The 23,685-nt window shown below is 39.3% G+C and carries 27 protein-coding genes and 1 rRNA gene; 1 reads left to right on the top strand and 27 read right to left on the bottom strand.

From position 1 onward, the window contains the following. Positions 1 to 119: 119 nt before the first annotated feature. The 16 genes from pth to metG form a co-directional block, all read right to left on the bottom strand. Positions 120 to 680, bottom strand: coding sequence for an aminoacyl-tRNA hydrolase (gene pth, locus J7E63_RS22895; RefSeq protein ID WP_098933560.1), 561 nt, complete (start codon positions 678 to 680; stop codon positions 120 to 122). Between the two features lie 174 nt (positions 681 to 854). Continuing rightward, positions 855 to 1,487: a 50S ribosomal protein L25/general stress protein Ctc gene (locus J7E63_RS22890; RefSeq protein WP_215016763.1), complete on the bottom strand. Its 633-nt coding sequence runs from the start codon at positions 1,485 to 1,487 to the stop codon at positions 855 to 857. Positions 1,488 to 1,646: 159 nt separating this feature from the next. Beyond that, entirely contained in the window at positions 1,647 to 2,603 is a 957-nt protein-coding gene (locus J7E63_RS22885) for a ribose-phosphate diphosphokinase (RefSeq protein WP_214717310.1), read from the bottom strand. A gap of 23 nt (positions 2,604 to 2,626) precedes the next feature. Next, positions 2,627 to 4,000 carry a bifunctional UDP-N-acetylglucosamine diphosphorylase/glucosamine-1-phosphate N-acetyltransferase GlmU gene (gene glmU / locus J7E63_RS22880; RefSeq protein WP_215016761.1) on the bottom strand — a complete coding sequence of 458 codons (1,374 nt, stop codon included), beginning with the start codon at positions 3,998 to 4,000 and terminating at the stop codon, positions 2,627 to 2,629. A gap of 206 nt (positions 4,001 to 4,206) precedes the next feature. Then, entirely contained in the window at positions 4,207 to 4,497 is a 291-nt protein-coding gene (spoVG, locus tag J7E63_RS22875) for a septation regulator SpoVG (protein ID WP_003347151.1), read from the bottom strand. A 153-nt stretch (positions 4,498 to 4,650) separates the two neighbouring features. Then, positions 4,651 to 5,025 (bottom strand): RidA family protein, encoded by a 375-nt coding sequence (locus tag J7E63_RS22870; RefSeq protein ID WP_215016759.1) that lies wholly within the window; start codon positions 5,023 to 5,025, stop codon positions 4,651 to 4,653. Positions 5,026 to 5,043: 18 nt separating this feature from the next. Beyond that, on the bottom strand, positions 5,044 to 5,859 hold the full coding sequence (gene purR / locus J7E63_RS22865) for a pur operon repressor (protein WP_215016757.1): 816 nt from the start codon (positions 5,857 to 5,859) through the stop codon (positions 5,044 to 5,046). A 56-nt stretch (positions 5,860 to 5,915) separates the two neighbouring features. Then, positions 5,916 to 6,785, bottom strand: coding sequence for a 4-(cytidine 5'-diphospho)-2-C-methyl-D-erythritol kinase (gene ispE / locus J7E63_RS22860; protein WP_215016755.1), 870 nt, complete (start codon positions 6,783 to 6,785; stop codon positions 5,916 to 5,918). 235 nt (positions 6,786 to 7,020) lie between these two features. Further along, the gene (locus tag J7E63_RS22855) at positions 7,021 to 7,206 is read right to left on the bottom strand and encodes a small, acid-soluble spore protein, alpha/beta type (protein ID WP_168241456.1); all 186 of its coding nucleotides are present in this window, start codon (positions 7,204 to 7,206) and stop codon (positions 7,021 to 7,023) included. A 201-nt stretch (positions 7,207 to 7,407) separates the two neighbouring features. Further along, positions 7,408 to 7,671 carry a biofilm formation stimulator Veg gene (gene veg, locus J7E63_RS22850; protein WP_066249244.1) on the bottom strand — a complete coding sequence of 88 codons (264 nt, stop codon included), beginning with the start codon at positions 7,669 to 7,671 and terminating at the stop codon, positions 7,408 to 7,410. A gap of 209 nt (positions 7,672 to 7,880) precedes the next feature. Further along, positions 7,881 to 8,765 (bottom strand): sporulation peptidase YabG, encoded by an 885-nt coding sequence (gene yabG / locus J7E63_RS22845; protein WP_214717331.1) that lies wholly within the window; start codon positions 8,763 to 8,765, stop codon positions 7,881 to 7,883. A gap of 109 nt (positions 8,766 to 8,874) precedes the next feature. Next, a complete protein-coding gene (gene rsmA, locus J7E63_RS22840; RefSeq protein WP_214717314.1) occupies positions 8,875 to 9,753 on the bottom strand; it encodes a 16S rRNA (adenine(1518)-N(6)/adenine(1519)-N(6))-dimethyltransferase RsmA in 879 nt (292 codons plus the stop codon). Further along, entirely contained in the window at positions 9,746 to 10,306 is a 561-nt protein-coding gene (gene rnmV / locus J7E63_RS22835; protein ID WP_215016753.1) for a ribonuclease M5, read from the bottom strand. The genes rsmA and rnmV overlap by 8 nt, the downstream gene beginning before the upstream one ends. 396 nt (positions 10,307 to 10,702) lie before the next feature. Next, positions 10,703 to 11,884, bottom strand: coding sequence for a G5 and 3D domain-containing protein (locus J7E63_RS22830; RefSeq protein ID WP_215016751.1), 1,182 nt, complete (start codon positions 11,882 to 11,884; stop codon positions 10,703 to 10,705). Between the two features lie 235 nt (positions 11,885 to 12,119). Beyond that, positions 12,120 to 12,887, bottom strand: coding sequence for a TatD family hydrolase (locus J7E63_RS22825; RefSeq protein ID WP_215016749.1), 768 nt, complete (start codon positions 12,885 to 12,887; stop codon positions 12,120 to 12,122). A gap of 185 nt (positions 12,888 to 13,072) precedes the next feature. After that, complete coding sequence (metG, locus tag J7E63_RS22820) at positions 13,073 to 15,040, bottom strand: methionine--tRNA ligase (protein ID WP_215016747.1); 1,968 nt, start codon at positions 15,038 to 15,040, stop codon at positions 13,073 to 13,075. A gap of 478 nt (positions 15,041 to 15,518) precedes the next feature. Between metG and J7E63_RS22815 the strand changes: the two genes are divergently transcribed. Then, positions 15,519 to 15,809, top strand: coding sequence for a transition state genes transcriptional regulator AbrB (locus tag J7E63_RS22815; protein WP_176525588.1), 291 nt, complete (start codon positions 15,519 to 15,521; stop codon positions 15,807 to 15,809). 92 nt (positions 15,810 to 15,901) lie between these two features. Here the strand turns inward: J7E63_RS22815 and rsmI are convergent, their stop codons facing one another. From rsmI to rrf, 11 genes are all read right to left on the bottom strand, one after another. Further along, on the bottom strand, positions 15,902 to 16,774 hold the full coding sequence (gene rsmI, locus J7E63_RS22810; protein WP_214717319.1) for a 16S rRNA (cytidine(1402)-2'-O)-methyltransferase: 873 nt from the start codon (positions 16,772 to 16,774) through the stop codon (positions 15,902 to 15,904). After that, on the bottom strand, positions 16,752 to 17,039 hold the full coding sequence (locus J7E63_RS22805) for a GIY-YIG nuclease family protein (RefSeq protein ID WP_215016745.1): 288 nt from the start codon (positions 17,037 to 17,039) through the stop codon (positions 16,752 to 16,754). The genes rsmI and J7E63_RS22805 overlap by 23 nt, the downstream gene beginning before the upstream one ends. Then, positions 17,029 to 17,769, bottom strand: a complete 741-nt coding sequence (locus J7E63_RS22800) for a tRNA1(Val) (adenine(37)-N6)-methyltransferase (protein ID WP_215016743.1) — start codon at positions 17,767 to 17,769, stop codon at positions 17,029 to 17,031. The genes J7E63_RS22805 and J7E63_RS22800 overlap by 11 nt, the downstream gene beginning before the upstream one ends. 57 nt (positions 17,770 to 17,826) lie before the next feature. Further along, the gene (yabA, locus tag J7E63_RS22795) at positions 17,827 to 18,198 is read right to left on the bottom strand and encodes a DNA replication initiation control protein YabA (protein ID WP_168241447.1); all 372 of its coding nucleotides are present in this window, start codon (positions 18,196 to 18,198) and stop codon (positions 17,827 to 17,829) included. A gap of 13 nt (positions 18,199 to 18,211) precedes the next feature. Further along, on the bottom strand, positions 18,212 to 19,039 hold the full coding sequence (locus tag J7E63_RS22790) for a PSP1 domain-containing protein (RefSeq protein WP_088084910.1): 828 nt from the start codon (positions 19,037 to 19,039) through the stop codon (positions 18,212 to 18,214). Further along, positions 19,032 to 20,039 carry a DNA polymerase III subunit delta' gene (gene holB / locus J7E63_RS22785; protein WP_215016741.1) on the bottom strand — a complete coding sequence of 336 codons (1,008 nt, stop codon included), beginning with the start codon at positions 20,037 to 20,039 and terminating at the stop codon, positions 19,032 to 19,034. The genes J7E63_RS22790 and holB overlap by 8 nt, the downstream gene beginning before the upstream one ends. 46 nt (positions 20,040 to 20,085) lie before the next feature. After that, positions 20,086 to 20,415, bottom strand: a complete 330-nt coding sequence (locus J7E63_RS22780; protein WP_088084908.1) for a cyclic-di-AMP receptor — start codon at positions 20,413 to 20,415, stop codon at positions 20,086 to 20,088. Between the two features lie 127 nt (positions 20,416 to 20,542). After that, positions 20,543 to 21,178, bottom strand: coding sequence for a dTMP kinase (tmk, locus tag J7E63_RS22775; RefSeq protein WP_215016740.1), 636 nt, complete (start codon positions 21,176 to 21,178; stop codon positions 20,543 to 20,545). A 32-nt stretch (positions 21,179 to 21,210) separates the two neighbouring features. Beyond that, positions 21,211 to 22,650, bottom strand: coding sequence for an aminotransferase class I/II-fold pyridoxal phosphate-dependent enzyme (locus J7E63_RS22770; RefSeq protein ID WP_215016738.1), 1,440 nt, complete (start codon positions 22,648 to 22,650; stop codon positions 21,211 to 21,213). 144 nt (positions 22,651 to 22,794) lie between these two features. Further along, positions 22,795 to 22,998 (bottom strand): sigma factor G inhibitor Gin, encoded by a 204-nt coding sequence (locus J7E63_RS22765; protein WP_088084905.1) that lies wholly within the window; start codon positions 22,996 to 22,998, stop codon positions 22,795 to 22,797. A gap of 538 nt (positions 22,999 to 23,536) precedes the next feature. Then, a 5S ribosomal RNA gene (gene rrf, locus J7E63_RS22760) occupies positions 23,537 to 23,653 on the bottom strand. Positions 23,654 to 23,685 lie beyond the last annotated feature (32 nt).

Genomic DNA, 23,685 nt, shown 5'->3' with positions numbered 1-23,685 from the left:
CTTATTAGTATTAACCTACTAGGAGGAACTTATTCATTAGATTAACCGCTCGTATGATGATCCTTCCATTTCGTTTTAATGCTTTATTGTATGAAACAATGGCTTGTGTCATGAACAATTTACTGATTATATTCATTCATGACCTGTAAGAAGGGCTTTTCCAGCCATGCCGAGCAGGCTTCTGCACTTTTCTTCACTGCATCCTCAGTTGGAGCCTTTTCGTCTGGATGAAAACGTCCTAGAACATAATCAGGCACACTCATTCCAGGCTGAGGGCGGTCAATTCCAATCCTTATTCTGTTGAACTGCTGTGTTCCAAGATGGGCTACTGTGGACTTAATCCCATTATGTCCGCCAGGGCTCCCTTTTTGTCGAAGTCTAATCTTTCCGACCGGCAAATCAAGATCATCATAAATTACAAGCAGATCTTCTATGTCAATATCATAATAATCCATGACAGCTCTGATTGATTCTCCAGATAAATTCATATAAGTAAGCGGTTTTAATAAAATTACTTTTTCACCACTATAAAAACCAATCCCATATAGTCCTTTAAATTTGGACTGGTTAAGTGGGATCGCAAATTTACTCGATAGAGCATCAATGACTTCAAAACCAATATTGTGCCTCGTCTGGTCATATTGTTTTCCTGGGTTACCTAAACCAACGATTAACTTCATCTGGGGTCCCACCTCTTCTGGCTTAGCCAACCTTTTAAATATTTTACGAAACATAGATTTTTCTCCCATAAATATTTAATGCGATAAAAGACGTAACCTGAAGAAGATTACGCCTTCCAACTCTTAATTTACATTGTGCTTGGAACATTGTCTAGCCCGAGCGCGATTGCTTTTCTATTCCGGAGTGGTCTCTCTTCCTTCTTCATTATCAGGATGTCCCGGTGCTTGTTGTTCACCTGCATTAATTTCCTCTTCTTGCTTCGGTGGTAGAATCGAAGCAATTACCTCATCATTCTCATGATTAATGGTAAAAGAAGAACCTTGATATAGAATGTCGGCAATGGTTAACGTTTCACCTACTTGTAGGTTTGTTACATCCACTTCAATTTGCGGTGGAATATTATCCGGTGTCGATGTAACTGCTAATTGATGAAGCGGTTGCTGCATCATGCCGCCGTCTTTTACTCCTGCTGCATCCCCAACGAGAACAAGTCTTACATCCACATTAATTTTTGAGGATTTATCTACAGCTAAGAAATCAACGTGTATGATCTCTTTTTTTATAGAATCCTCTTGGTAATCGGTTAAGACAACATCCTGCTTACTGCCATCTACATCAAGAGAAATAACACCATTCCTGCCCACTTGACGGATCGTTTTTGTTAAGTCTGCTGAACTAATCGACACGGGCTTACTATCAACCTTCGCACCATAAATAATCGCGGGGATGTTCCCGTTTTTTCTAATGGCCTTTAATGCGGAATGACGGAATTCCTTCCGTTCTTTTGCTTGTAGTACAGTACTCATGTTTAGTTACCCTCCTATTTTATCAAAAACTGTCTATATAAAAATGCCCCAAAAGAGGGCGGTCTAAACATTTTTTTGGACTGTTTGTTCCAAAATAGGTAACTATACATAAGCAAAAGTAGGATCTGACCAAAGAGGCCAGACCCTTCATTCTTATCATCAATCAAACAAAGTACTTACAGATTGCTCCTCATGAACACGAATAATCGCTTCACCAAGCAGTGGTGCTACAGATAAGTTAATAATCTTATCAATCTTTTTCTCTTCTGGAAGTGCAATGGAATTAGTGATCACTAATTCTTTAATTTTTGAATTTTGAATTCTTTCGATTGCAGGACCCGAAAGAACCGGATGGGTACAGCAAGCATAAACTTCTGATGCACCATTTTCAATTAAAGCGTTCGCGGCAAGTGTGATGGTTCCAGCTGTATCGATAATATCATCAATTAAAATCGCCGTTTTCCCTTCAATGTTACCTACGATATTCATTACTTCAGCCACATTTGGTCTTGGGCGGCGTTTATCGATAATCGCAATCGGAGCTTTCATCCGTTCCGCTAATTTCCGAGCTCTAGTTACACCGCCATGGTCTGGAGAAACGATGACAATATCGCCATTGAATTCTCTAGTTTTAAAATAGTCAGCTAAAATAGGTACACCCATTAAATGATCCGTAGGAATATCAAAGAATCCTTGAATTTGTGGTGCGTGCAGATCAAGACAGATCACACGAGTTGCTCCTGCCGTTTCAAGCAGGGTTGCCACTAATTTAGCTGTAATCGGCTCACGAGCACGTGCCTTACGATCTTGACGTGCATAGCCATAGTATGGCATCACAATGTTAATCGTTTTAGCAGAGGCTCTTTTTAATGCATCAATCATGATTAATAATTCCATAATATTTTCATTAACAGGCTGGCTAGTCGACTGGATGACATAAACGTCACCACCACGAATACTTTCTTCAATATTGATTTGAATTTCACCATCACTAAACCTTGTGACAGAACATTTACCTAATTCAACACCGATGACTTTAGCAATTTCTCTTGCAAGGGGACGATTGGAATTTAAACTAAATACCTTAAGATTTGGGTCTAAATATTGATTCGACATAATAGCCTCCTAAATTTCTTAGCCTATTTCTTTAGATTAAGCTTTTGAACGTAATTTTCCTTATTCACTTGCTTTGCCCGGGCAATCGATAAGGCCTCACTTGGTACATCTTTTGTAATCGTTGAACCAGCGGCCACATATGCACCCTTCTTAATCGTAACAGGGGCAACTAGATTTGAATTGCAGCCAATAAAGACTCCATCTTCTATTTTTGTTAAGTATTTATTTTTACCGTCATAATTAACTGTAATCGAGCCACAGCCAATGTTTACATCGGAACCTACTTCAGCATCACCAATATAGCTGAGATGGGAGGCTTTGCTTCCTTTTCCAAAGACAGCCTTTTTAATTTCAACAAAATTGCCAATCTTCACTTCATCCTGAATCGCTGATTCTGGACGAATATGGGCAAATGGCCCAATGTTGACATGAGCACCGATCGAGCTATTATGGGCAACTGATTGACGGATTACCGTTTCAGCACCAATTTCACACGAAACGATTTCGGAGTTTGGTCCAATCTGACATTCTGCTCCAATCACTGTTTTGCCTTTGATCATCGTTCCTGGATAGATAACTGTATCCTGCCCTATTTCAACCTCTGTTTCTATATAGGTGTTCGCAGGATCAATGATTGTTACCCCATTCCGCATATGTGCTGCATTTGTACGGCCACGCATAATTCGTTCTGCTTCCGCTAAAGCCACTCGATCATTCACACCTAATGTTTCTTCAAATTCATCTGTTTGGAAAGCTGTGACAACTTCCCCCTGTTTTTTTAGAATTTCTATCACATCTGGTAAATAGTATTCCCCTTGAACATTTTCATTTGAAACATTCTTTAAGGCCTCAAATAATGCAAGATTATCAAAGCAATAAGTACCAGTATTGATTTCATTAATCTTTCTTTCCTCATCAGAGGCGTCTTTATGCTCAACAATTTTTTCAACTAAGCCCTTTTTATTACGAATGATTCGGCCGTATCCTGTCGGGTCTTCAATTCTCGCTGTGAGGATGGTAGCTTTTGCCGCTAACTCTTCATGATGTTTAAACAGAGACTCCATCGTTTCAGCTTTGATTAGAGGAGTATCCCCACAAACAACAATCGTCACTCCTGCTTTCCCTTCGAGCAGGCTTTGTGCCTGACTAACAGCATGGGCAGTACCTAACTGCTGATCTTGTAGAGCATACCGACTGCTATCGCCCAGCTGTGCTTGCACCATTTCTGCCCCATGACCAATAATTGTGACAACTTCTTGTATATTAAGCTTCATTACTTGGTCAACCACGTGTTGTACCATTGGTTTTCCGCATACCGGGTGTAATACTTTATATAGTTTTGACTTCATCCGCGTTCCTTGCCCTGCAGCCAAAATCACAGCATAACGATTATGCATGTTCAAGTCCTCCAATTAACCTTTTTATCCATTAAAAATATTAACGTAAATGGGCGCTCTTTTCAAGGTATGTGAGGGAAGAGTCTAATTTTTTAATAATGAGTTAATTTATGAGGAAATAAGAATAGAGGGAATATTGGGGATGGGATTAACTAAAAACAATAAAAAGAGCCTTCATAGAAGAAAGGCCCTAGTTGTAAAAATCCTTAGGAAGCTCCGGCTTCTTCAAATTCTACTTCTAATTCACCTAAACGGTGGTACTCAGCCAAAACAGCTTCTTGGATTTTACCGCGCGTCCCTGAATTAATTGGATGCGCAATGTCACGAAATTCTCCATCTGGAGTACGTTTGCTTGGCATAGCTACAAATAAACCGTTGTTCCCGTCAATAACACGAATGTCATGAACAACAAATTCATTGTCCAAAGTGATAGAAGCGATCGCTCTCATGCGTCCATCCGTATTAACTCGGCGTAATCTTACGTCAGTTACTTCCATGTGCTCACACCCTTTTCTGATATAAAAAGCTAAGTAATTAAATTCAACAACTTTTTCAGAAATCCTTCTTTATATTCAAAATATTTTAGAAAATTTAGGGCAAAATAGTGAACAATTGTAAACACAGGAGTAAATTAACAAAAATTAACTAAATTACTTAACGAGTGCGACAACTTCAATTTCAACTAAAACATCTTTTGGTAAGCGAGCAACCTCGACGCACGAACGAGCGGGTTTATGGATTGAGAAATATTCACCATATACCTCGTTTAATGAAGCGAAATCATCCATATTTTTAATAAATACAGTTGTCTTAACGACTGTTTCAAAAGACGCACCAGCAGCTGATAAAACTGCCTGTAAATTTTGAAAAACTTGGTGAGCTTGTTCTTTAATATCGCCTGTTACCAAGGCTCCATCAGCTGTTAATGGAATTTGCCCTGAGCTATAGAACAGATTATTTACGATAATTCCTTGCGAGTATGGGCCAATAGCCGCCGGTGCTTGATTTGTTTGAACTGTTTTCATCCTAATTCCCTCCATCTATTAATTAAAGTAATTTCCAGCTTGAACATTAATCTTTTTTTCTTTCACATTTACATCAGATAACTGGACGAGGGAAATATATTCATCGACTAGACGCTCCTGAATTTTTTCTGCCTCTACTAAAACAGCAATTCCAGCCAGATGCCCATTAAATTCTTCAAGCATGCTGATCATTCCCATGACAGTTCCGCCAGCCTTCATAAAATCATCGACAATAAGGACCCGTGAATCCTGTTTCATGCTTCGTTTTGAAAGGACCATGGTTTGGATTCTTTTGGCTGAACCGGACACATAATTAATACTTACTGTCGGTCCCTCCGTTACTCTACTATCCCTTCGGACGATGACAACTGGAACATTCAACTGACTTGCCACGGCATAGGCAAGAGGAATTCCTTTTGTAGCAACGGTCATGACCACGTCAATTTTTGCATCTGTATAGGCAGAGGCAATAATGCGCCCCGCATTTTGCACTACTTGAGGATCCCCTAATATATCAGTTAAATATAAATATCCACCAGGTAAAAGCCTGTCAGGATTAGCAATTAATTCACACAATTCATTGATAAAAGGTGCTGCTGCTTCTTGACTTACTTTTACAAAGAACTTTACCCCGCCTGAAGCCCCAGGCACTGTTTGTATCGTTCCAATTCCTCTTTTTTCAAACGTCTCTTTAATGATACCCAAATCTTCACTAATCGATGATTTCGCAGATGAATAACGATCTGCAAAAAAAGTAAGCGGAACTAGTTGCCGAGGATGATCTAATAAATAATTTGTCATATCAATCAAACGTTCACTGCGGCGAAATTTCATAACATGCCCCCAAAAACACGAATATTCTAATTATAGAATACCATTTTCGTACGTTTTTAATCAAGTGAGTGCCGTTCCCCTAACATGCGGACCGCAAATACTTGGTCACAGAATCCTCTTAATCCATTATAAATTCGATGCATTCTTGAATCATGCTGAACAATTCCAAAAACAGTTGGACCGCTGCCGCTCATTAATACGGCATCTGCACCAAAACGCTTCATTTGTTCTTTTATTAATGCAACTTCAGGGTGAAGGTTTAAGGTAACATCTTCTAAAACATTCCCCACGTTTTTACATACCTTTTGGTAATCATGTTCATTTATCGCTTCAATCATTCCCCGAATGTTTGGATGGGCCATTTTATTGGTATCTAGTCTTCGGTATACTTCAGCTGTTGAAACCCCAATAAAGGGCTTCGCAAGGATCACCCAACATGTCGGCGGGGCAGGTAATTCGGTAATGATTTCCCCTCTGCCCTTTGCCAAGGCAGTACCTCCATAGACACAAAATGAAACATCTGATCCAATTTCGCTTCCTAGTTCGGCCAATTCATCCATTGTTAAACCGAGATTCCAAAGTTTATTTAAACCTCTTAAAGTAGCAGCAGCATCACTGCTTCCCCCCGCAAGTCCAGCCGCAACGGGAATCGTTTTTTCAATCGAAATCAGCACACCTTTTTTTACATTAAATCGATCCTTCAAGAGCTGTGCAGCTTGAAAGGCTAAATTACGCTGGTCATCAGGGACATAGCGATTGTGAGATTGAATATGTATTTTATCATCGTTTAATAACGATAATTCAACCCGGTCAGCCAAATCAATAGTGGTCATAATCATCTCCACCTCATGAAAACCGTCTGATCGTTTGTGTAAAACATCTAATGCTAAATTTATTTTGGCCGGGGCTTTTACTAAAAGCTTCACTACGTCCACCTACTTCTTTATTGTCCGGAAATCCACATTTTGTCCTATTTTACCACAAAATGATAAAACTAAGACGTGAGATATGATAAATCCTATCAAATTTCATATTTTATTATTAGATTTATAAGAAAAGGGTCATAAATTGGAGAAAAAGAAAGCCAGAGGAGATTGTCCTCTGGTCTCGCTGAAGTATGTGATTGATTAATATCAAAAGCGGAAGTGACTTATTTATAAGTTAAACTCTAGGACCCTGATTAGCCAAATGTTCTTGTGCAAGTTCAACGGCACGCTTGACCATATTCCCTGCATCCTTTGCCTTGATGCCGCCCCATCCTTCTTTTTGAACGACATCATAAAAGCCAAGCTCTTTCGCAAGCTCCTCTTTAAAGCGACTGGACATAATCCCTCTTCTTCTGCCCATCTAAACAACCCCTTTCATACTACAGCATTGTTAGTATGGGATAGTAATGGGCTTTTCATGAAACATAACATTGAACTAGTTCTTTGAATCTAGCTCCAGCGCCTAGGGGCTCGGGGTCATAAGCCCCTGGACAAGGCGCTTCCGCTTTTTAGACAGCAAAAAGCAGTAAACAAATGTTTACTGCTGTGTATTGCTTATATTCTAATTTAAGGCTAAATGTCCTGATGCATCTTCGTAGAAAGTAATTTGAACTGTTTCTGTTAATACATCTGCATAGCTGTAAGAAACACGTTCAAATGAGTTTTCATCCTGATCTAATTCAATAACAAAAACAGATGGATAAGTTTCAGCTAAAACACCGGAACGTTCAATCGTCTTTCTGCGTCCTCCGTTGGCTTTAAGCAGTAATCTTTTCCCTAAATTTGTGTCAAGAGCCTTTTTAATATCGGCTAAGGTTTTTGGCATTTCGGTCCACCTCACTGTGTAAAGTATAACACACTGACATAGTCATGTCAAACAAAAACATAAATTATATCAGTCAAACAAAAAGATTGTCAATATTTTTTATTCTACTTTTTCTTCTAAATTTCAACATTTTTATCGTTACCTTATTTGCATGGGAATATGTATCGGCTCAGTAATAAAAAAAATAAGCCTTATCGGACAGCAAAGGCTTATTCATCCTCTTCTTGGATTGGCCGATAAGGCATTCCCGTTCGTAACACTCCTCTTGTTTCAATTCCTCCAAGTCCCTTTTCACCTGTTAATGTGTTCTTTAACACGTCCCAGACATTAATTCTTTCCATAAAAGGTGTAAAACTGATTTTGGCGACAATATAGACTGGGTCGAGGGCGTGGATGTTAATTCTTGAGGGCGAACTGGCATAATTTGCCCCAGCATGAATCAATGATTCAAAGTGCGATTGACATGCTCCTGCAAAAATAACCAACTGATCTAAGTGGGGAATCTTTTTTCGTGCTTCCTTGACCGTTTGGACGAAATGTTTGGAATGGCGATATGCATTAATATCCGTCATTTTTCCTTTTGCCTTTGAATACGCGTCATGTCCTGTAATAACAAGAATATCTGGGCGATATAAATCAATCAATTCCCCTATTTTTTCTGGCATCTCTTTTTCATTACAGTGTATACCTAAAACAGGGATTCCTACTTTTTCATACAGTGTCATGCATTTCTTCAAATAGGATGGATCACCATCCAGATGGAGAACCTTCCCTGGCATTTGAAAATAATTACTTGGTTTTACATATCCGCCGGTCGCTTCATATTCCTGACGGTTCTTGATTAATTCAACATCCTGTTTAAACAGCTTAAAAGACTGTTCCTCTAGCGTCCGGTATTCATTCTTCAACCTGACTCTTTGATTATCGTCGATGACGACCAAATCTTCGTATGGTGCGTCTGCCACAAGGCGAAAGTCTTCTCCGTATAGGACCGCAAATTTCTGGTCGTTTATTTTTCGAACATCTATCACGCGAAATAGAATGTCACAATTATACGAACGCCTGCCGACAATATCCATTAATTTTATATCCACTGCCGTCACTCCAATAAGACCAGCAAAAGGGCCTTTAAATAAAGTTTCTCTCATAGGCTATGCAAACCTTTGCTTTATTGTGAAAAAAAATAGATCCTTTAAAAAGGATCTAGTGGAAAAACGGATATAATTCTTCGCTTAAGCGGCCAAATTCCTCTAAGGAAAGGGTCTCTCCTCTTCTAGCAGGATCGATTCCGCTTGCACTTAAGGCCTGAAGGATGTCTTCTTTCTTTTGCTTTCCCTCGGGCAGCTGGCTTGTTAAGTTATTAAGCAGGGTTTTTCTTCGTTGTGCAAAGCTGGCCCTGGTCACTTGAAAAAAGAATGTTTCATCTGTGACCGTAACAGCGGGATGTTCCCTCCTGGTTAACCTGATGACGGCAGAATCCACATTCGGCTGCGGCACAAAAACCGTTTTTGGAACGATCATCACTGTTTCTGCCTCTGTATAATACTGAACAGCGATAGAAAGAGAGCCATAGTCCTTCGTCCCTGGCCGTGCAGAAATCCGGTCTGCCACCTCTTTTTGGAGCATACAAACGATCCCGCGAATAGGCAAATGTTCTTCAAGAAGCTTCATGATAATCGGCGTTGTAACATAATAAGGTAAATTAGCAACCACCATGATATCGTCCATATCATTAAATTCTTCTCTAATGACTTCAGCCACATCTGCCTCTAATACATCGTTATGTATAATTTTTACATTAGGATAGGGTGATAGGGTATCATTTAAGATTGGTAATAAACGTTGATCGATCTCGAAAGCGACGACCTTTTTACTTGTGCGGGCCAACTGCTCAGTAAGCGCACCAATTCCTGGTCCGATTTCAATCGCACCAGAATCTTCTGTTAAATTCGCAAAGCTAACAATCTTTTTCAAGATATTTGTATCAATTAAAAAGTTTTGGCCAAGGCTCTTTTTAAATGAAAATCCGTATTTTTTAAGAATATCTTTTGTCCTTACCGGTGTAGCTATATCTTTATTCATGTAGTTCCTCCTGACTTACAACCCTTAGTGCTTCAGCGAATTCCTGCTTACTGATTTGGAATACATTTAAGCGCTTATGCAGCTGTTTTCCATTGGTATAACCAATTTTTAAAATTTTCCCCAACATGATTCTTCTTTCTTTAGCCCCTTCACCGCCGATAAGGCCAGCTGTAAGTAGGTCCTCTTGCGTTATTTCCTCTGTAAACGTTTCACGCATGGTCTGGGCATCCTTAAGCGCCTCTTGGATGGCTTCAGGACTGGCATGTTCCACACCCAGGCTTTCCCCTGCTTTTCCCATAGCTGCTTCCTTCGTTAAAAATGCGTGTTTACAACCAGGAACAGCCTCAGCGATCGTCTTTCTAATTTTTTCACCAGGAAAATCAGGATCCGTAAAAATAATTACGCCTCGGGACTGTTGAGCACGCCTTACTTTTTCAATGGTGGTTTCATTTACAGCTGAACCATTTGTTTCAATTGTATCTGCATTGATTGCCCGTTTAATCGCTGTAGTATCGTCTTTACCTTCCACAACTATAATTTCTTTAATCTTCATTTTAAAAGTGTAAGCCTCCGTAATAAAAATTAGAAAAGCGCAGGCGCCCGTTTAGCGGCGTATGGACTGGAGCGCTCCAACTGAGATAAAGGAAACACGAAGAGCGTTAGCGATTCGATGTTGACTTATCGTAGGGCGGAGAGCGAAGTCCACTAGCCGTTGGGCGCTGAAGCTAGACAGTAATCTAAGTTCAAACTTTTAAACCTTATTATTTTTTTAAAAAATGAAAAAAACTTGAAACATTTTTGTAATGTACATCGTCTATATTATTGAATCCATTCATACAATAAAGTAAAATAAAGATGAAGCATTTTATCAATATGTATTCGATGTTAGTATAAAGAAATTTATGAAAAAAGCAAAATGCAGAGGATAGGACCCTCTGCAAATTGTAAACTAATTTAAAATTTTAATCTTTACTTTTTTGCGTCCCCAGCGGTAGCAATCCTGATTGGATGGCATGAATAAATCAATGATATATCCTTTAATTGCCCCTCCTGTGTCAGCTGCTACAGCATAGCCGTAGCCTTCAACATACACCTTTGTCCCCAGCGGAATAACCCTTGGGTCAACGGCAATTACCTTCATGTTCGGGTTAGCACGGAGATTAAGTCCCGTTGCTGTTCTACCTGAACAGCCATTACAATACGCTGTATAAGCAGTTGCAGTAACGTAAAACTCCTGTCCCGACTCATCTGCACCACGTGAAACTTGTAACGATAAATCCTTCGTTCCGACAGCCACAACTTTATCTTGCTTTTCTGCAATCTTCTGCTCACTAATTAATTTTCTAGTTACTTCTTTGCCATTTTCAATTAGGACTTCATATTGTTTAGAAACGCGACCGTGCTTGCCTTCGGTAATGGTCTTTTCTTTGCCTTTTTCTAAACTTTCATCCTTTTTGGTTACTACAGCAAATTGAACAGGTTCTTCCACTACATCGGTGACTTTTTCTACTCGAATGACGTTAACAACACCATTCTCTGAGATGGTTTCTGTTAATGACGGTTCAACTCGGTCTAGTGTGTTTAACTGAATGCCCTTTTGTGATAAAAAGTCAGCGACCGTAGCCGAAGTGGCCCAAACTTGTTGCTTTTTACCGCCGTCAACATATGTAAGATGAAATGCTTCTTTTATTCCAATCTTCATCTTATCTTGTATTGCCGCTTGCGGTCTAGGTGAGATTTGGTCATGTTTGCTCAAAACAATTTTCTGCTCTTTTAGGAGTTCAGCCACTGTATCAGCTGTCGTCCAGATCGTTTTTTTCTCGTTGTCCTTGACAATGTGAACCTGGTTAGCTTGCTTCCATACGACTTTCAGGTGGTCCTTCACCTTTGCATTCGCCTTAGGTTGCAAATAGTCTTGTGAGCGGGTGGATACATCCAATTCATCTAATAATTCTTTGATGGTATCTGCATGTGTTTTCACGACCTTTTGCTGATCGTTAAGAGTGATGGCAACAGTTTTCTTTGATCCTTCGTAAAAAAGAATACCAAGAGTTGTTAGCAAAACTACGAAACTAGCAAAAGCAATGGTCAATGTCTTCCGGCTCAAAGACTTGGAAAACAGGTTTTTCATGTTTTTGAATACGATGAAAAACGCCTCCTTTTCTTAGAGAGATTAATGAACCATGCTGTCGGCTGTTAATCTTTGCATACTGTGCGAAGGTATTTCTAATTATGCACAAAGTTTGGAAAATAGCAAAGATAAACTTATCGACACGGTTATCCTATGTAGAAAAGGAGACATGTAGAACTTTTTGTTATCGCTAAAATATAAGACAAGCTTCCACCAGCTTCGACAAATTCCCCTATCATTTTATGGCGAATAATTTTTTAGCATTTCGTGTCGTTGCTTCCGCTACTTCTTCGATTGTCAATCCTTTTATTTCGGCAATTTGTTCAGCTACTAATTTTACATAACTAGGCTCATTTCTTTTCCCTCGGTAGGGATGGGGAGCCAAATATGGGCAATCTGTTTCTATTAATAGTTTATCGAGTGGAATTTCAGCAGCTACTTCTTTCGGCTTTTTGGCATTTTTGAAGGTTACAGGGCCTCCAAGAGAAATATAAAAGTTCATTTTTACGCATTCCTTCGCTACTTCAGGGCTGCCGCTAAAGCAATGCATAATCCCGCCTACTTCTTCCGCTCCTTCCTCCTTTAAAATTTCAACAATATCAGCTGTTGCTTCTCGATTATGAATCACGATTGGAAGATTAACCTTTTTAGCAAGTCTGATTTGTTTTCGAAAAACTTCCTTCTGAATATCTTTTGGAGATTTGTCCCAATGATAATCCAAGCCCATTTCACCGATGGCAACTACCTTTGGATGGGCAGTTAATTCCTCTATCCATCGTAAATCCTCCTCGGTCATGTCGATCGCATCAACGGGATGCCACCCAATGCAGGCAAAGATAAAATCATAGCTATCAGCTAATTCCATTGCCCTTTGAATGGTCTTGCGGTCAAACCCGACCACAACCATATTAGTGACTCCCTCACTTTGAGCCCTAGTGATTACTTCTTCTAAATCTTCGTTATATTGGTCATCATTTAAATGTACATGGGTATCAAATAGCATAGTTTTGCTCCTTCACCATTTTTTTCAAAAAGAATTTTATTTTTCGCTAACATTTTCTTATTCGCGTTAGAAATGCCAATATTCAACAATAACCAAGTAATAAAAAGAAATGTCTCGAAAAATGTTCCACGTGTAACATTGAAAAGCGCCTTGTGCAGGCGCTTTTCTTGTAAAGTTATTAACCTTTATTTCACCTTGGAACCATTCGGTAATGTTTGATCGACGGTTGCAAGCGAAAGTTGACCATCTTTTGAACCTGCTAGGATCATTCCCTGTGAAAGTTCACCACGAAGTTTAACTGGTTTTAGGTTGGTAATACAAATGACCTTTCGACCAACTAATTCTTCCGGCTTATAATATTGGGCAATTCCAGAAACGACCTGACGCTTTTCATACCCTAAATCAAGCTGAAGCTTAAGCAATTTATCCGCCTTTTTAATAGGCTCTGCTTGAACAACTTCGGCTACCCTCAAATCAATTTTCATAAAATCGTCAATAGCAATTTCGTCGATTTCTTCAGGTTTTTCTTCTGGCTTTACTTCTTTCTCTTCTTCAACTGCTGGAGCAGAACCTTGCATTTTCGTCTTAATAAATTCTACTTCCTCAGCTATTTCAAGTCTTGGGAATATCGGTGCATCCTTTTCGACCTTTGTTCCGCTTGGTATGACACCAAAATCAGTGAGGCTTTCCCATGTTTTAAGGCTCTCATCCTGAATACCCAACTGCGTAAAGATGGAATTCGGTGTACGTGTTAGGAATGGCTGCAGTAAAATCGCAATTCTTCGTATGGATTCGGCCAGATGAGCCATTACACTAGCAAGTACCTCGCGATTCGCCTCATCCTTCGCTAAAGCCCATGGTTTTGTTTCATCAATATATTTATTGGTACGGCTGACAAGCAGCCAAATTGTAGATAATGCTACTGAAAACTCCATCTTCTCCATTACATCTTCGTATACATTAACTGTATCCTGGTTAACTTGCAGCAGTGATGCATCAAATTCCCCAATAGAGCCGGAATAATCAGGTATAACACCGTTAAAGTATTTTTCAATCATTGCGACCGTACGATTTAAAAGATTACCTAAATCATTAGCTAGGTCGAAATTGATTCTTTCGACGAATCCTTCCGGTGTAAAGACGCCATCCGCCCCAAACGGAACTTCTCTTAATAAATAATAGCGGAGCGCATCCAGACCATAGCGATCAATTAAGGTGACAGGGTCAACCACATTCCCTTTCGATTTGGACATTTTTCCATCCTTCATCAACAGCCAGCCATGGGCAAATACCTTTTTGGGCAGTGGAATATCTAATGCCATTAACATAATTGGCCAATAGATGGTGTGGAAACGTACAATTTCCTTACTCATTAAGTGAACATCGGCTGGCCAGTAATTTAAATATTTTGCATCATTTTCTGTTCCATAACCAAGTGCCGTAATATAGTTTGAGAGGGCATCTATCCAAACATAAATAACATGCCTTGGATTCCCCGGCACCTTGATCCCCCAATCAAACGTTGTCCTTGAAACAGCAAGATCCTCCAGGCCAGGTTTGATAAAGTTATTAATCATTTCATTTTTTCGAGATTCAGGTTGGATGAAATCGGGATTTTCCTCGTAGTACTGCAATAGACGATCTACATATTTACTCATTCTAAAAAAGTATGATTCTTCTTTAACCTTTTCCACCGGACGGCCACAATCTGGACAATTTCCATCCGTTAGCTGACGGTCGGTATAAAAGGATTCACATGGTGTACAGTACCAGCCTTCATACTGATCGAGATAAATATCTCCTTGTTCAAGCAGTCTCGCAAACATCTTTTCAACGACTTGTTTATGTCTTTCATCCGTTGTTCGGATAAAATCATCATAAGAAATGTCGAGTCTTTTCCATAATTCTTTAATTCCATCGACAATTTCATCAACATACTGCTGCGGAGTAATCCCTGCTTCTTCAGCTTTCCTTTGAATTTTCTGCCCATGCTCATCCGTTCCAGTTAAGTACATAACATCATAGCCGCGCATCCGCTTATATCGGGCCATTGCATCACCTGCAACAGTTGTATAAGCATGCCCAATATGTAAATTACCGCTTGGATAGTAAATCGGTGTCGTTAGGTAAAAAGTCTTTAATTTATTCTCCATCTTAATCCCTCCGCTAGTTTGCGAGTCCAAAGCTCTATTTAACCATTATTGCCTCTTTTTTCCCGCTTCTATCCTCAAAATATACCGAAAAACCAACTTTTGTGCAAGGAGGCGCTCTTTTACCTGATTCCTTTATTTTTTCATATTTTCCTATTACACCCATAAAGATTTCAATTCCTGCGAAGGATATATAGTTCAATCGCATCAATTTATGTTGAAGTTTGTCGAAAAAATAACGAATTGAACAGTTGTTTTATCAACAATCCAATAGTATTATTCACTGCTAAATATAGGTAATTTTCAGAAAAAACGTTGTTAAATCAACGATCATCTTAATTGAATAAATTTACTATTATTTTTCAAAATAAAAATTATTGACGGATATGGGAATTTCTTGTATTATTAAGTTATGAAAATTTTGTCGAATAATGACGAATAAATAGATAGAGAAAAATAAGTGCAAATGTGAGAGGAGATCATAAAAATGAAATCTACTGGTATTGTTCGTAAAGTTGATGAGTTAGGCCGTGTGGTTATTCCAATCGAATTAAGACGTACTCTTGGTATCGCTGAAAAAGATGCTCTTGAAATTTACGTTGATGATGAGCGTATTATCTTAAAGAAATACAAGCCAAATATGACTTGCCAAGTTACAGGAGAAGTATCTGATGATAATTTAACTCTTGCTGGCGGTAAATTGATTCTTAGCCGTGAAGGTGCAGAACAGTTATTACAAGAAATCCAAAACAACTTTGAATTAGTAAAATAATAAAAAGCTCCGGCACTTCAATTAGTGCTGGAGCTTTTTTTCTTTGAAAAGCGGAAACAAACGTTCAGCGGTGTATCCCACTTAAGCTCTATCTATTCGACATGATAGGCCTGATACACTTCTCTTTTATTTATGTCACGATCTTTCGCTGTTAGTTTGATCGCTTCCTTCGAAGGGATATTTTTTTCAGAAATATAATGATTTACATGTTCTTCAAGCGTTAAATTGTGCCACCAGCTTGGTTCTTCCTCTTGTTGCTGATCCGTCCCCTCAACAATCAAGCAAAACTCTCCGCGGATTTCATCCTGCGTGGTCCAAGCGATTACTTCTTCAATCGATCCGCGAATAAATTCCTCATACTTTTTTGTTAACTCCCTGCAAATTGCGATCTTCCGGTTACCGAGGACATCTGACATAATCGAAAGCGTTTCTTTTAGGCGATGTGGTGATTCATAAAAGATTAACGTAGCTGACTGCCACTTTAAGTGTTCTAACTCCGCCCGCTTTTCTTTCTTGTTTCGATTCAAAAAACCAAAAAAGTAAAAGGGCTGGCACACTAAACCGGAGGCAATCAATGATGTTAGGGCAGCATTTGCACCTGGTAACGGAACGACTGTTACCTTTTCTTCAATGGCCGCTGCGACCAGCTCATAACCTGGATCTGAAATGGCAGGCATACCCGCATCACTTACCAGCGCAATCTTTAACCCTTCCTTTACTTTTTGAATCAATTTATCGCCGCTCGTTTCTTTATTGTGTTCGTGATAACTTACAACAGGTGTTCCAATTTCAAAGTAATTACAAAGCTTCTTTGTATTTCTTGTATCTTCTGCAGCAATTAAGTCTGCTTCTTTTAATAATCGAATCGCACGGAAGCTCATATCTTCTAAATTTCCAATTGGTGTGGGAATAAGATATAAGATCCCTTTCGTAGCTTCATTCTCAAAGCTTTTTTGCTGCCACATACACATCACCTGTTTCTTTTATTAAAAATTCATCTTTTTTCTTCCTGCTTAATTGCTTAAAGGAGTATTCTGCCCTTAGCGCATCCCCTTTATTTTCATAGCTTCTATAGTATGTAAGTTCGACCGGGCCTCTGCCCCGCGTATATTTTGCCCCTTTTCCTTCATTATGAAGCTTAATCCGGCGTTCAAGATTATTCGTATATCCACCATATAAACTACCGTCCTTACAGGTAAGAACATAAAAATAGTGATCGCTATTCTCCATATAAAATCTCTCTAATTTCTGGTGTATATTCATTGTTATCATTATAAACAAATAACGGTGGAGAAATTTTTAGATCCGGACTGCCATCCTTAATTGCCTCAATTAAAAGCGTATTAGCCTCTTTCCCCTTCTTCGGGTAGACAAATTGAATTCGTTTGGGTTCAAGCCGATATTGTCTCATCAATGTAATGATATCCAGCAGTCGCCCCGGTCGGTGTACAAAAGCCACCTTGCCGCCTTGTTTAGCCAATTGACTTGAAGCCTTGACCGCATCCTCTAGTGTACAAAAAATTTCATGACGGGCAATTGCTAGATGTTCATTGGGATTCATCTCTTCCTTTGACGCCGTTTTAAAATAGGGAGGATTGCAAGTGACGACATCAAATTGCCCATGGCCCAGCTGTTTTGGCATATCCTTGATATCACCATGAATCATTTGCAGTCGGGGTTCTAGTCCATTATATTCAATGCTTCTTACAGCCATATCGTAAAGCCGTTCCTGTATTTCAACACCAGTAATCTGACCCTTTGTTCGTGCACTTAAAAATAAAGGGATGACACCATTCCCGCTGCAGAGGTCAATTAAGTTCCCTTTTTGAATCGGAACATATACAAATCTTGCAAGTAAAACGGCATCAAGGGAAAAGGCAAAAACAGACGGACTTTGGATAATCCTTAAGTTTTCCGCTAATAAATAATCTAACCGTTCATCTTCCTTCAAGTTGACCAAATTATCCATCCCCTAAATGTATGAAAATAGAGGCTGATTTTTGTCAGCCTCTTAAGGTTATTTCTTATTAAGAAAGGAAAGACAGAATAAACAATCGCCTTCCTTGCGTAAACTTCCAAAATGAAGGTTACAGATATGAAACCCTTCTTGATAGAGACGGGCGAGGTTATCATATCCTTCCCCAACATCAAATGGCTTTACCCCCGGAGACTCGGGCAGGACTGCCCCCTTTTTATTCTCTGTTACCTTTTTTTCCGCTTCAGTCGTTACATCTAAACGACGTCTCAAATGTTCATTTTCAAGCTTTAAATAATGATTCTCTTCTAGTATTTCGGCTAAATGCTGCTTTAATTCTCCCAGCTGCTGGTAAAGATGGCCAATTTGTGTTTCCATATTACTTACTGATTCAAATATTTCTTTTTTATCCACGTCTTCCACCTCGTTAATCTGTGGATTGTATAGAAAAGGCACCTTCTTTATTGATTTCCTCCAAGGTATACTCCAGAACTCGATCCTGTTCCTTTAGTTCAACCTGCAGTACCCGCTCTAATATATTTAATCCTACTACTTTTCCTCTACCCTGCGGTGTTTCAATGAATTCCCCTAAATCCGGCAGCAATGCTTTAGCAGATTCATATTCATCATTTTCATATTTTAAACAACACATCAGCCTGCCGCATAATCCAGATATTTTTGTAGGATTCAATGAAAGGTTCTGATCCTTCGCCATTTTTATCGAAACTGGATCGAAATCCCCTAAAAAGGTCGAACAGCATAACATTCTTCCACAGGGACCGATACCACCAAGCATCTTCGCTTCATCGCGGACACCAATCTGGCGTAATTCAATTCTCGTCCTAAAAATAGCTGCTAAATCCTTCACAAGCTCACGGAAATCAACTCTTCCATCAGCCGTAAAGTAGAATATGACTTTATTTCGATCAAATGTATATTCTACATCGACTAGTTTCATATCCAGCTGATGCTCATTCACTTTTTCATTACAAACTTCATAAGCTTCCTTTGCGGCTTGCTTATTCTCTTCAACAATCATTCGATCCTTCGGGTCGGCAATTCTCACCACTTTTTTTAGTGGAAGGACAACATCATGCTCCTCCACCTGTTTGCGAGCGATGACAGCTTTACCATACTCAACTCCACGAACTGTTTCGACAATCACAAAGTCATCTTTTTCTATAGAGAGGTCCCCTGGATCAAAATAATAGATTTTACCCGCTTTTTTAAAGCGTACTCCTACAACATCATACAAATGAAGATCCCTCCTGCAATTTTAACACAAGCTGTTCCATCATCAGCTGAGGATTCATATTCCTCTCAAGCTTTCTTTTTGCATCAAGAATAGCTGACATTTGATCCGATATGCGCCGTCCAGATGTTTGCAGTGCAAATTGTTGCAGCCGTTCATTTTCCTCTCGAAAAACAATTTGCTCCTGCCTATCTAATTGTATATATAGTAAATCCTTAAAAATAAGAAGTAAAAGGTCTAAACCACGGTGAATTTGTTCTTTATCTTTAAAGTGAGGAAACCAGTCAGTCTGAAGCGTTACCATAGCTTCCAACGGATTTTTTTTCAACACCTCATATAATTTTACCACTATTTTTTGAGCTTGTGCAAACCATTCATCGACATTTAATTTATGTGCCTCATCCAAGCTATTGGTCAATTGAGCAAGTAACGGAGCCTTTAGCGGTTCTACGCCGTTTTCCACCAATTGTTTAATCATAACTAGAGGTGATAATGGATGAAATGTTAGTATTTGGCACCTCGAAAGGATTGTTGGTAGAATTTTCTGCGGCTGTTCTGTTAATAGAAAGGCAACTGTCCCGGGATTGGGTTCCTCTAAAAATTTCAGTAAACTATTGGATGCACTGACACTCATTTTATCTGCATGGATAAGCAAATAAACCTTTTTCAAAGATTCTAATCCCTTTTTGGAAAACTCAACCTGCAGGCTTCTGATTTGGTCAACCTTAATGGATAATCCATCCGGCTCCACAATATGAACATCAGGATGGTTGCTATGATTGATTCGACGACAATTATTGCATTCTTCACAAGGTTTATAACGATCAATGATGGACTCGCAAAATAGGGACTTCGTCAGTAACAACGCAATTTCCCGCTTACCTGTCCCTCTAATGCCCTCAAGAAGGTACGCATGGGCCACTCGATTTTTCACTAAACTGTTTTTTAACATGTTTAACACAGTTGGCTGAAGCTCTTCTAGCTGTTCCCATGATTTCACCAAGCTCATCACTCTCTTACTTTATAAAATTAACCGACATTCACTAGGCTTAAAAATGCATGTATTGCTCAATTGGAAGGACAAATACGGTTGCCCCGCCAACCTCAACTTCAACGGGATATGGGACATACGAGTCTGCATTTCCACCCATTGGTGAAACAGGGGCAACTAACTGTTCTCTGGATCTGCAGTTGTCCTTAATAATTTGGAGGGCCCGGTCCACGCGAATATCCTCAGTACCAATCATAAAGGTCGTGTTACCTGATTTCAGAAATCCACCTGTACTCGCTAGTTTTGTTGCTCTAAAATTGTTATCTACTAGTGCCTTTGATAACCGATTGCTATCCTGGTCCTGTACAACAGCTATGATAAGTTTCATCCGAACCACCCTCTCTTTTTTATCCCAATCTAGTTTTGTTGTTTCCTATATTATAACAGGTAACAGAGTTCCTTACATTCGTAATGGCAGGGAAGGCTACATATTTATTTTAGGATAAAAAAAAGCCTTACAGGGAAGGCTTCCTTTTTGCTAATTTTTCTACTATTATTTTTAGGGTTTCTTGAAAAACCTCTTCCACTGTGCCGGAAGCATCAATAGACTGAATTCTATTTGGAAAGCGTTCGATTAATAGATGATATCCTGTGCTAACCTTTTGGTGGAATTCTAGGTTTTCTAAATCCAATCGATTAATCTCTCTGCCTTTATTTTTGTTGATCCGCTTTAAGCCTAACTCTGGTTCGATATCAAAGTAGATCGTTAACTCAGGCATCAAATTTTCAATCGCAAATTGGTTGATTGCAAAAACTTCATCAATTCCTAACCCGCGTGCATAGCCTTGGTAAGCCAAAGAACTATCAACAAACCGGTCACACAACACGATTTTTCCCTCTGCTAAGGCTGGTTTCACCTTTTCTATCAAATGCTGCCTCCTTGCAGCAGCATAGAGTAAGGCTTCTGTCCGAGGGTCCATCGCGGTATTTTCTTTATCTAAAATGACGGATCGAATCTGTTCCGCGATATCAATCCCGCCTGGTTCACGCGTTAGCAGTACGTTTCCAAACTCCTGAGCTACCATGTTAATAATGGTTGACTTTCCCGCACCATCCGGGCCCTCAAACGTTATAAATATTCCATTATCCATTTAAATAAAACCTCCAAAACTGTATCTATCTCTTAAGCTGTGTAAAAGGTCTTTATAAGACCATCTTTTAATCGGGCGCCGCCTTGAAATCTAGCTCCTGATTTTAACAGGCTGGCGAGTTGACTGAGTTTATCTTTTGTTATCCTTTCACCCTTTATCAGCAAGGGTATACCCGGGGGGTAGGGAATAATCGTTTCAGCGCATACCTCACCTATCACTGCATTTATATCTACTTCTTTTACCATTAAATTACCCATTCCTTTAAAAGGGATCGCTAACGTTGAGATTTTTTGACTAGCCACCTCAAACACCTCTTGAGCATCATTTAAAGGTAAACCTGCTAGCGCCTTCTTAATTTTCAGGACCGCTTCTTCCAAAGGAAAGCTTTGTCCTTCTTTTAATAAAGGAAGAATAAAGAGCACATTATGTGGATCGGCTAATTCTGTATAAATGGATACCTCTTCTAATCTTCTTTGGAGCTCAAAGCCATTTAACCCTGAGCGGGACTGGATGGTTAATTTTAAAGGATCGCCGTTATCATTTGGGTATTCTAACACCCGGATTGCTGGAATTTCCGCCAACATCTCTTTAAAGCGTTGGATTTCGTTCAAAAGAAAGGTTAAATCATTTGGTTTATATGTAGCTAAATAATTTCTGGCCAGGTCCAAGGATGCCATAATCGGATAGGACGGGCTGCTTGATTGGAACATGGCTAAGTATTCCTTTACCTTATTGCCATTAATCAACTGGCTATTCACATGTAAAAAGGATCCCATCGTCATCGCGGGGAGCGTCTTATGTGCTGATTGAACCACAACATCTGCACCCAATTGAAGGGCTGACGATGGGAAAGGCCCGCCAAGAATAAAATGTGGTCCATGTGCCTCATCCACTAATACAGGGATATCATGCAGATGTGCTTCTTTGATTATTTCTTGTAAATCATATCCCATTCCATAGTAGTTCGGATAAGTCAAAATGAGTGCTTTTGCATCCGGATATAAGTTAATAGCTTCTTTAACCGTTTCTATACGAATACCAGAAGGGGCTTTCCACTCCTGGTCAAATTCAGGCTCAAGAAACACGGGGTCAGCTTTTGCCAAGCTTAGTCCATTTAAAACGGATTTATGGCAATTTCTTTGAACAAGAACCTTTGTTCCATCTAAGCAAGCTGCCATAATCATTGCTAGATTGCCTACGGTGGAACCATTCACAAGGAAATAACTCTTTTGGGTTTGAAATAGGCTAGCTAGTAGTGACTCTGCCTCTAATATTGCCCCTTCTGGAGAATGCAGATCGTCTAAACCTGATAACTCCGTCGCATCAATTTGTAAAATCTGCTTAAAATAACGATTTGCTTCTGGTTGATTTATAGTACCGTATTTATGTCCAGGGACATGAAAGGAAATAGAGTTCTTTTTGACATGGTCGATTAACACATCATACAAAGGTGTTTTTAATTGATTATTCATTTGTTTACTTCCTTCTATGAGCTTCGTTTATCCAGCCTTATTAGCAGGCAAGAACCCCCCACTGCTGGAAGTTTCACTTCATTCTAACAAAAAATCAGTGCCCAATCTCATATGAATGCAAAAAAATAAGCCCATAATGGACTTTTATGAAAAAATTTCTGGTGTGGTTATTTTTTTCAGTTGTTTGAGAAAGTATTTATATTTTGGATCCTTTGTATCTGTTTGTATTAAATCATTTTCGCATTCTGTACAAATAAATGAAGTGTATAGATGTATGCCTTTTGGTTTTTGGTTTTCACAAATAACGCACGTTTCCTCATGATACTTCTGTGCTAATAATGAACTCAATCCCTCCACCTCCATACATCCATTCTGCCCTTATGTGTCTATTTGTATACAATTTTTCGAATAATCTTTTCCCCGTCATCTTAATTAATATATTATGTAACAACTAGCATTTGGGTGTATGTCTATTCGTAATTTCTTTGAAAACACTTCGTACTTTTTTACTATTGTCATTGTCCTTACAGATGACAAACAAAAAGACAAGCTTTTAGTATCCTCTTTAGTTACGATCAATGGCTTTTTTTCTGTTGTATGGGCACAATTATTTTTTTTTGTGACCGGACCAGGCTTTTTTCCTTTCCCATGGGCACAATTATTCTTTTTTGTGTCCGGTCTAGACTCTTTTCCTCTTCTATGGGCACAATTATTCTTTTTTGTGACCGGTCCAGACTCTTTTCCTCTTCCATGGGCACAATTATTCTTTTTTGTGTCCGGTCTAGACTCTTTTCCTCTTCCATGGGCACAATTATCATTTACTGATCACCCATACATAAATCTTTGAAAACACAAAAAAACAACCTTTTCAGGTTGTCTTAGATGTGCCTGGCAACGTCCTACTCTCACAGGGACGCGTGTCCCAACTACCATCGGCGCTGAGAAGCTTAACTTCCGTGTTCGGTATGGGAACGGGTGTGACCTTCTCGCCATTGCTGCCAGACTATTTTCTTTTGAGGTATCATTCCCTCAAAA

Source organism: Bacillus sp. ISL-75 (assembly GCF_018613095.1).
Note: the sequence above shows the minus strand (reverse complement) of the source record. Positions and strands in the feature narration are given on the sequence as shown.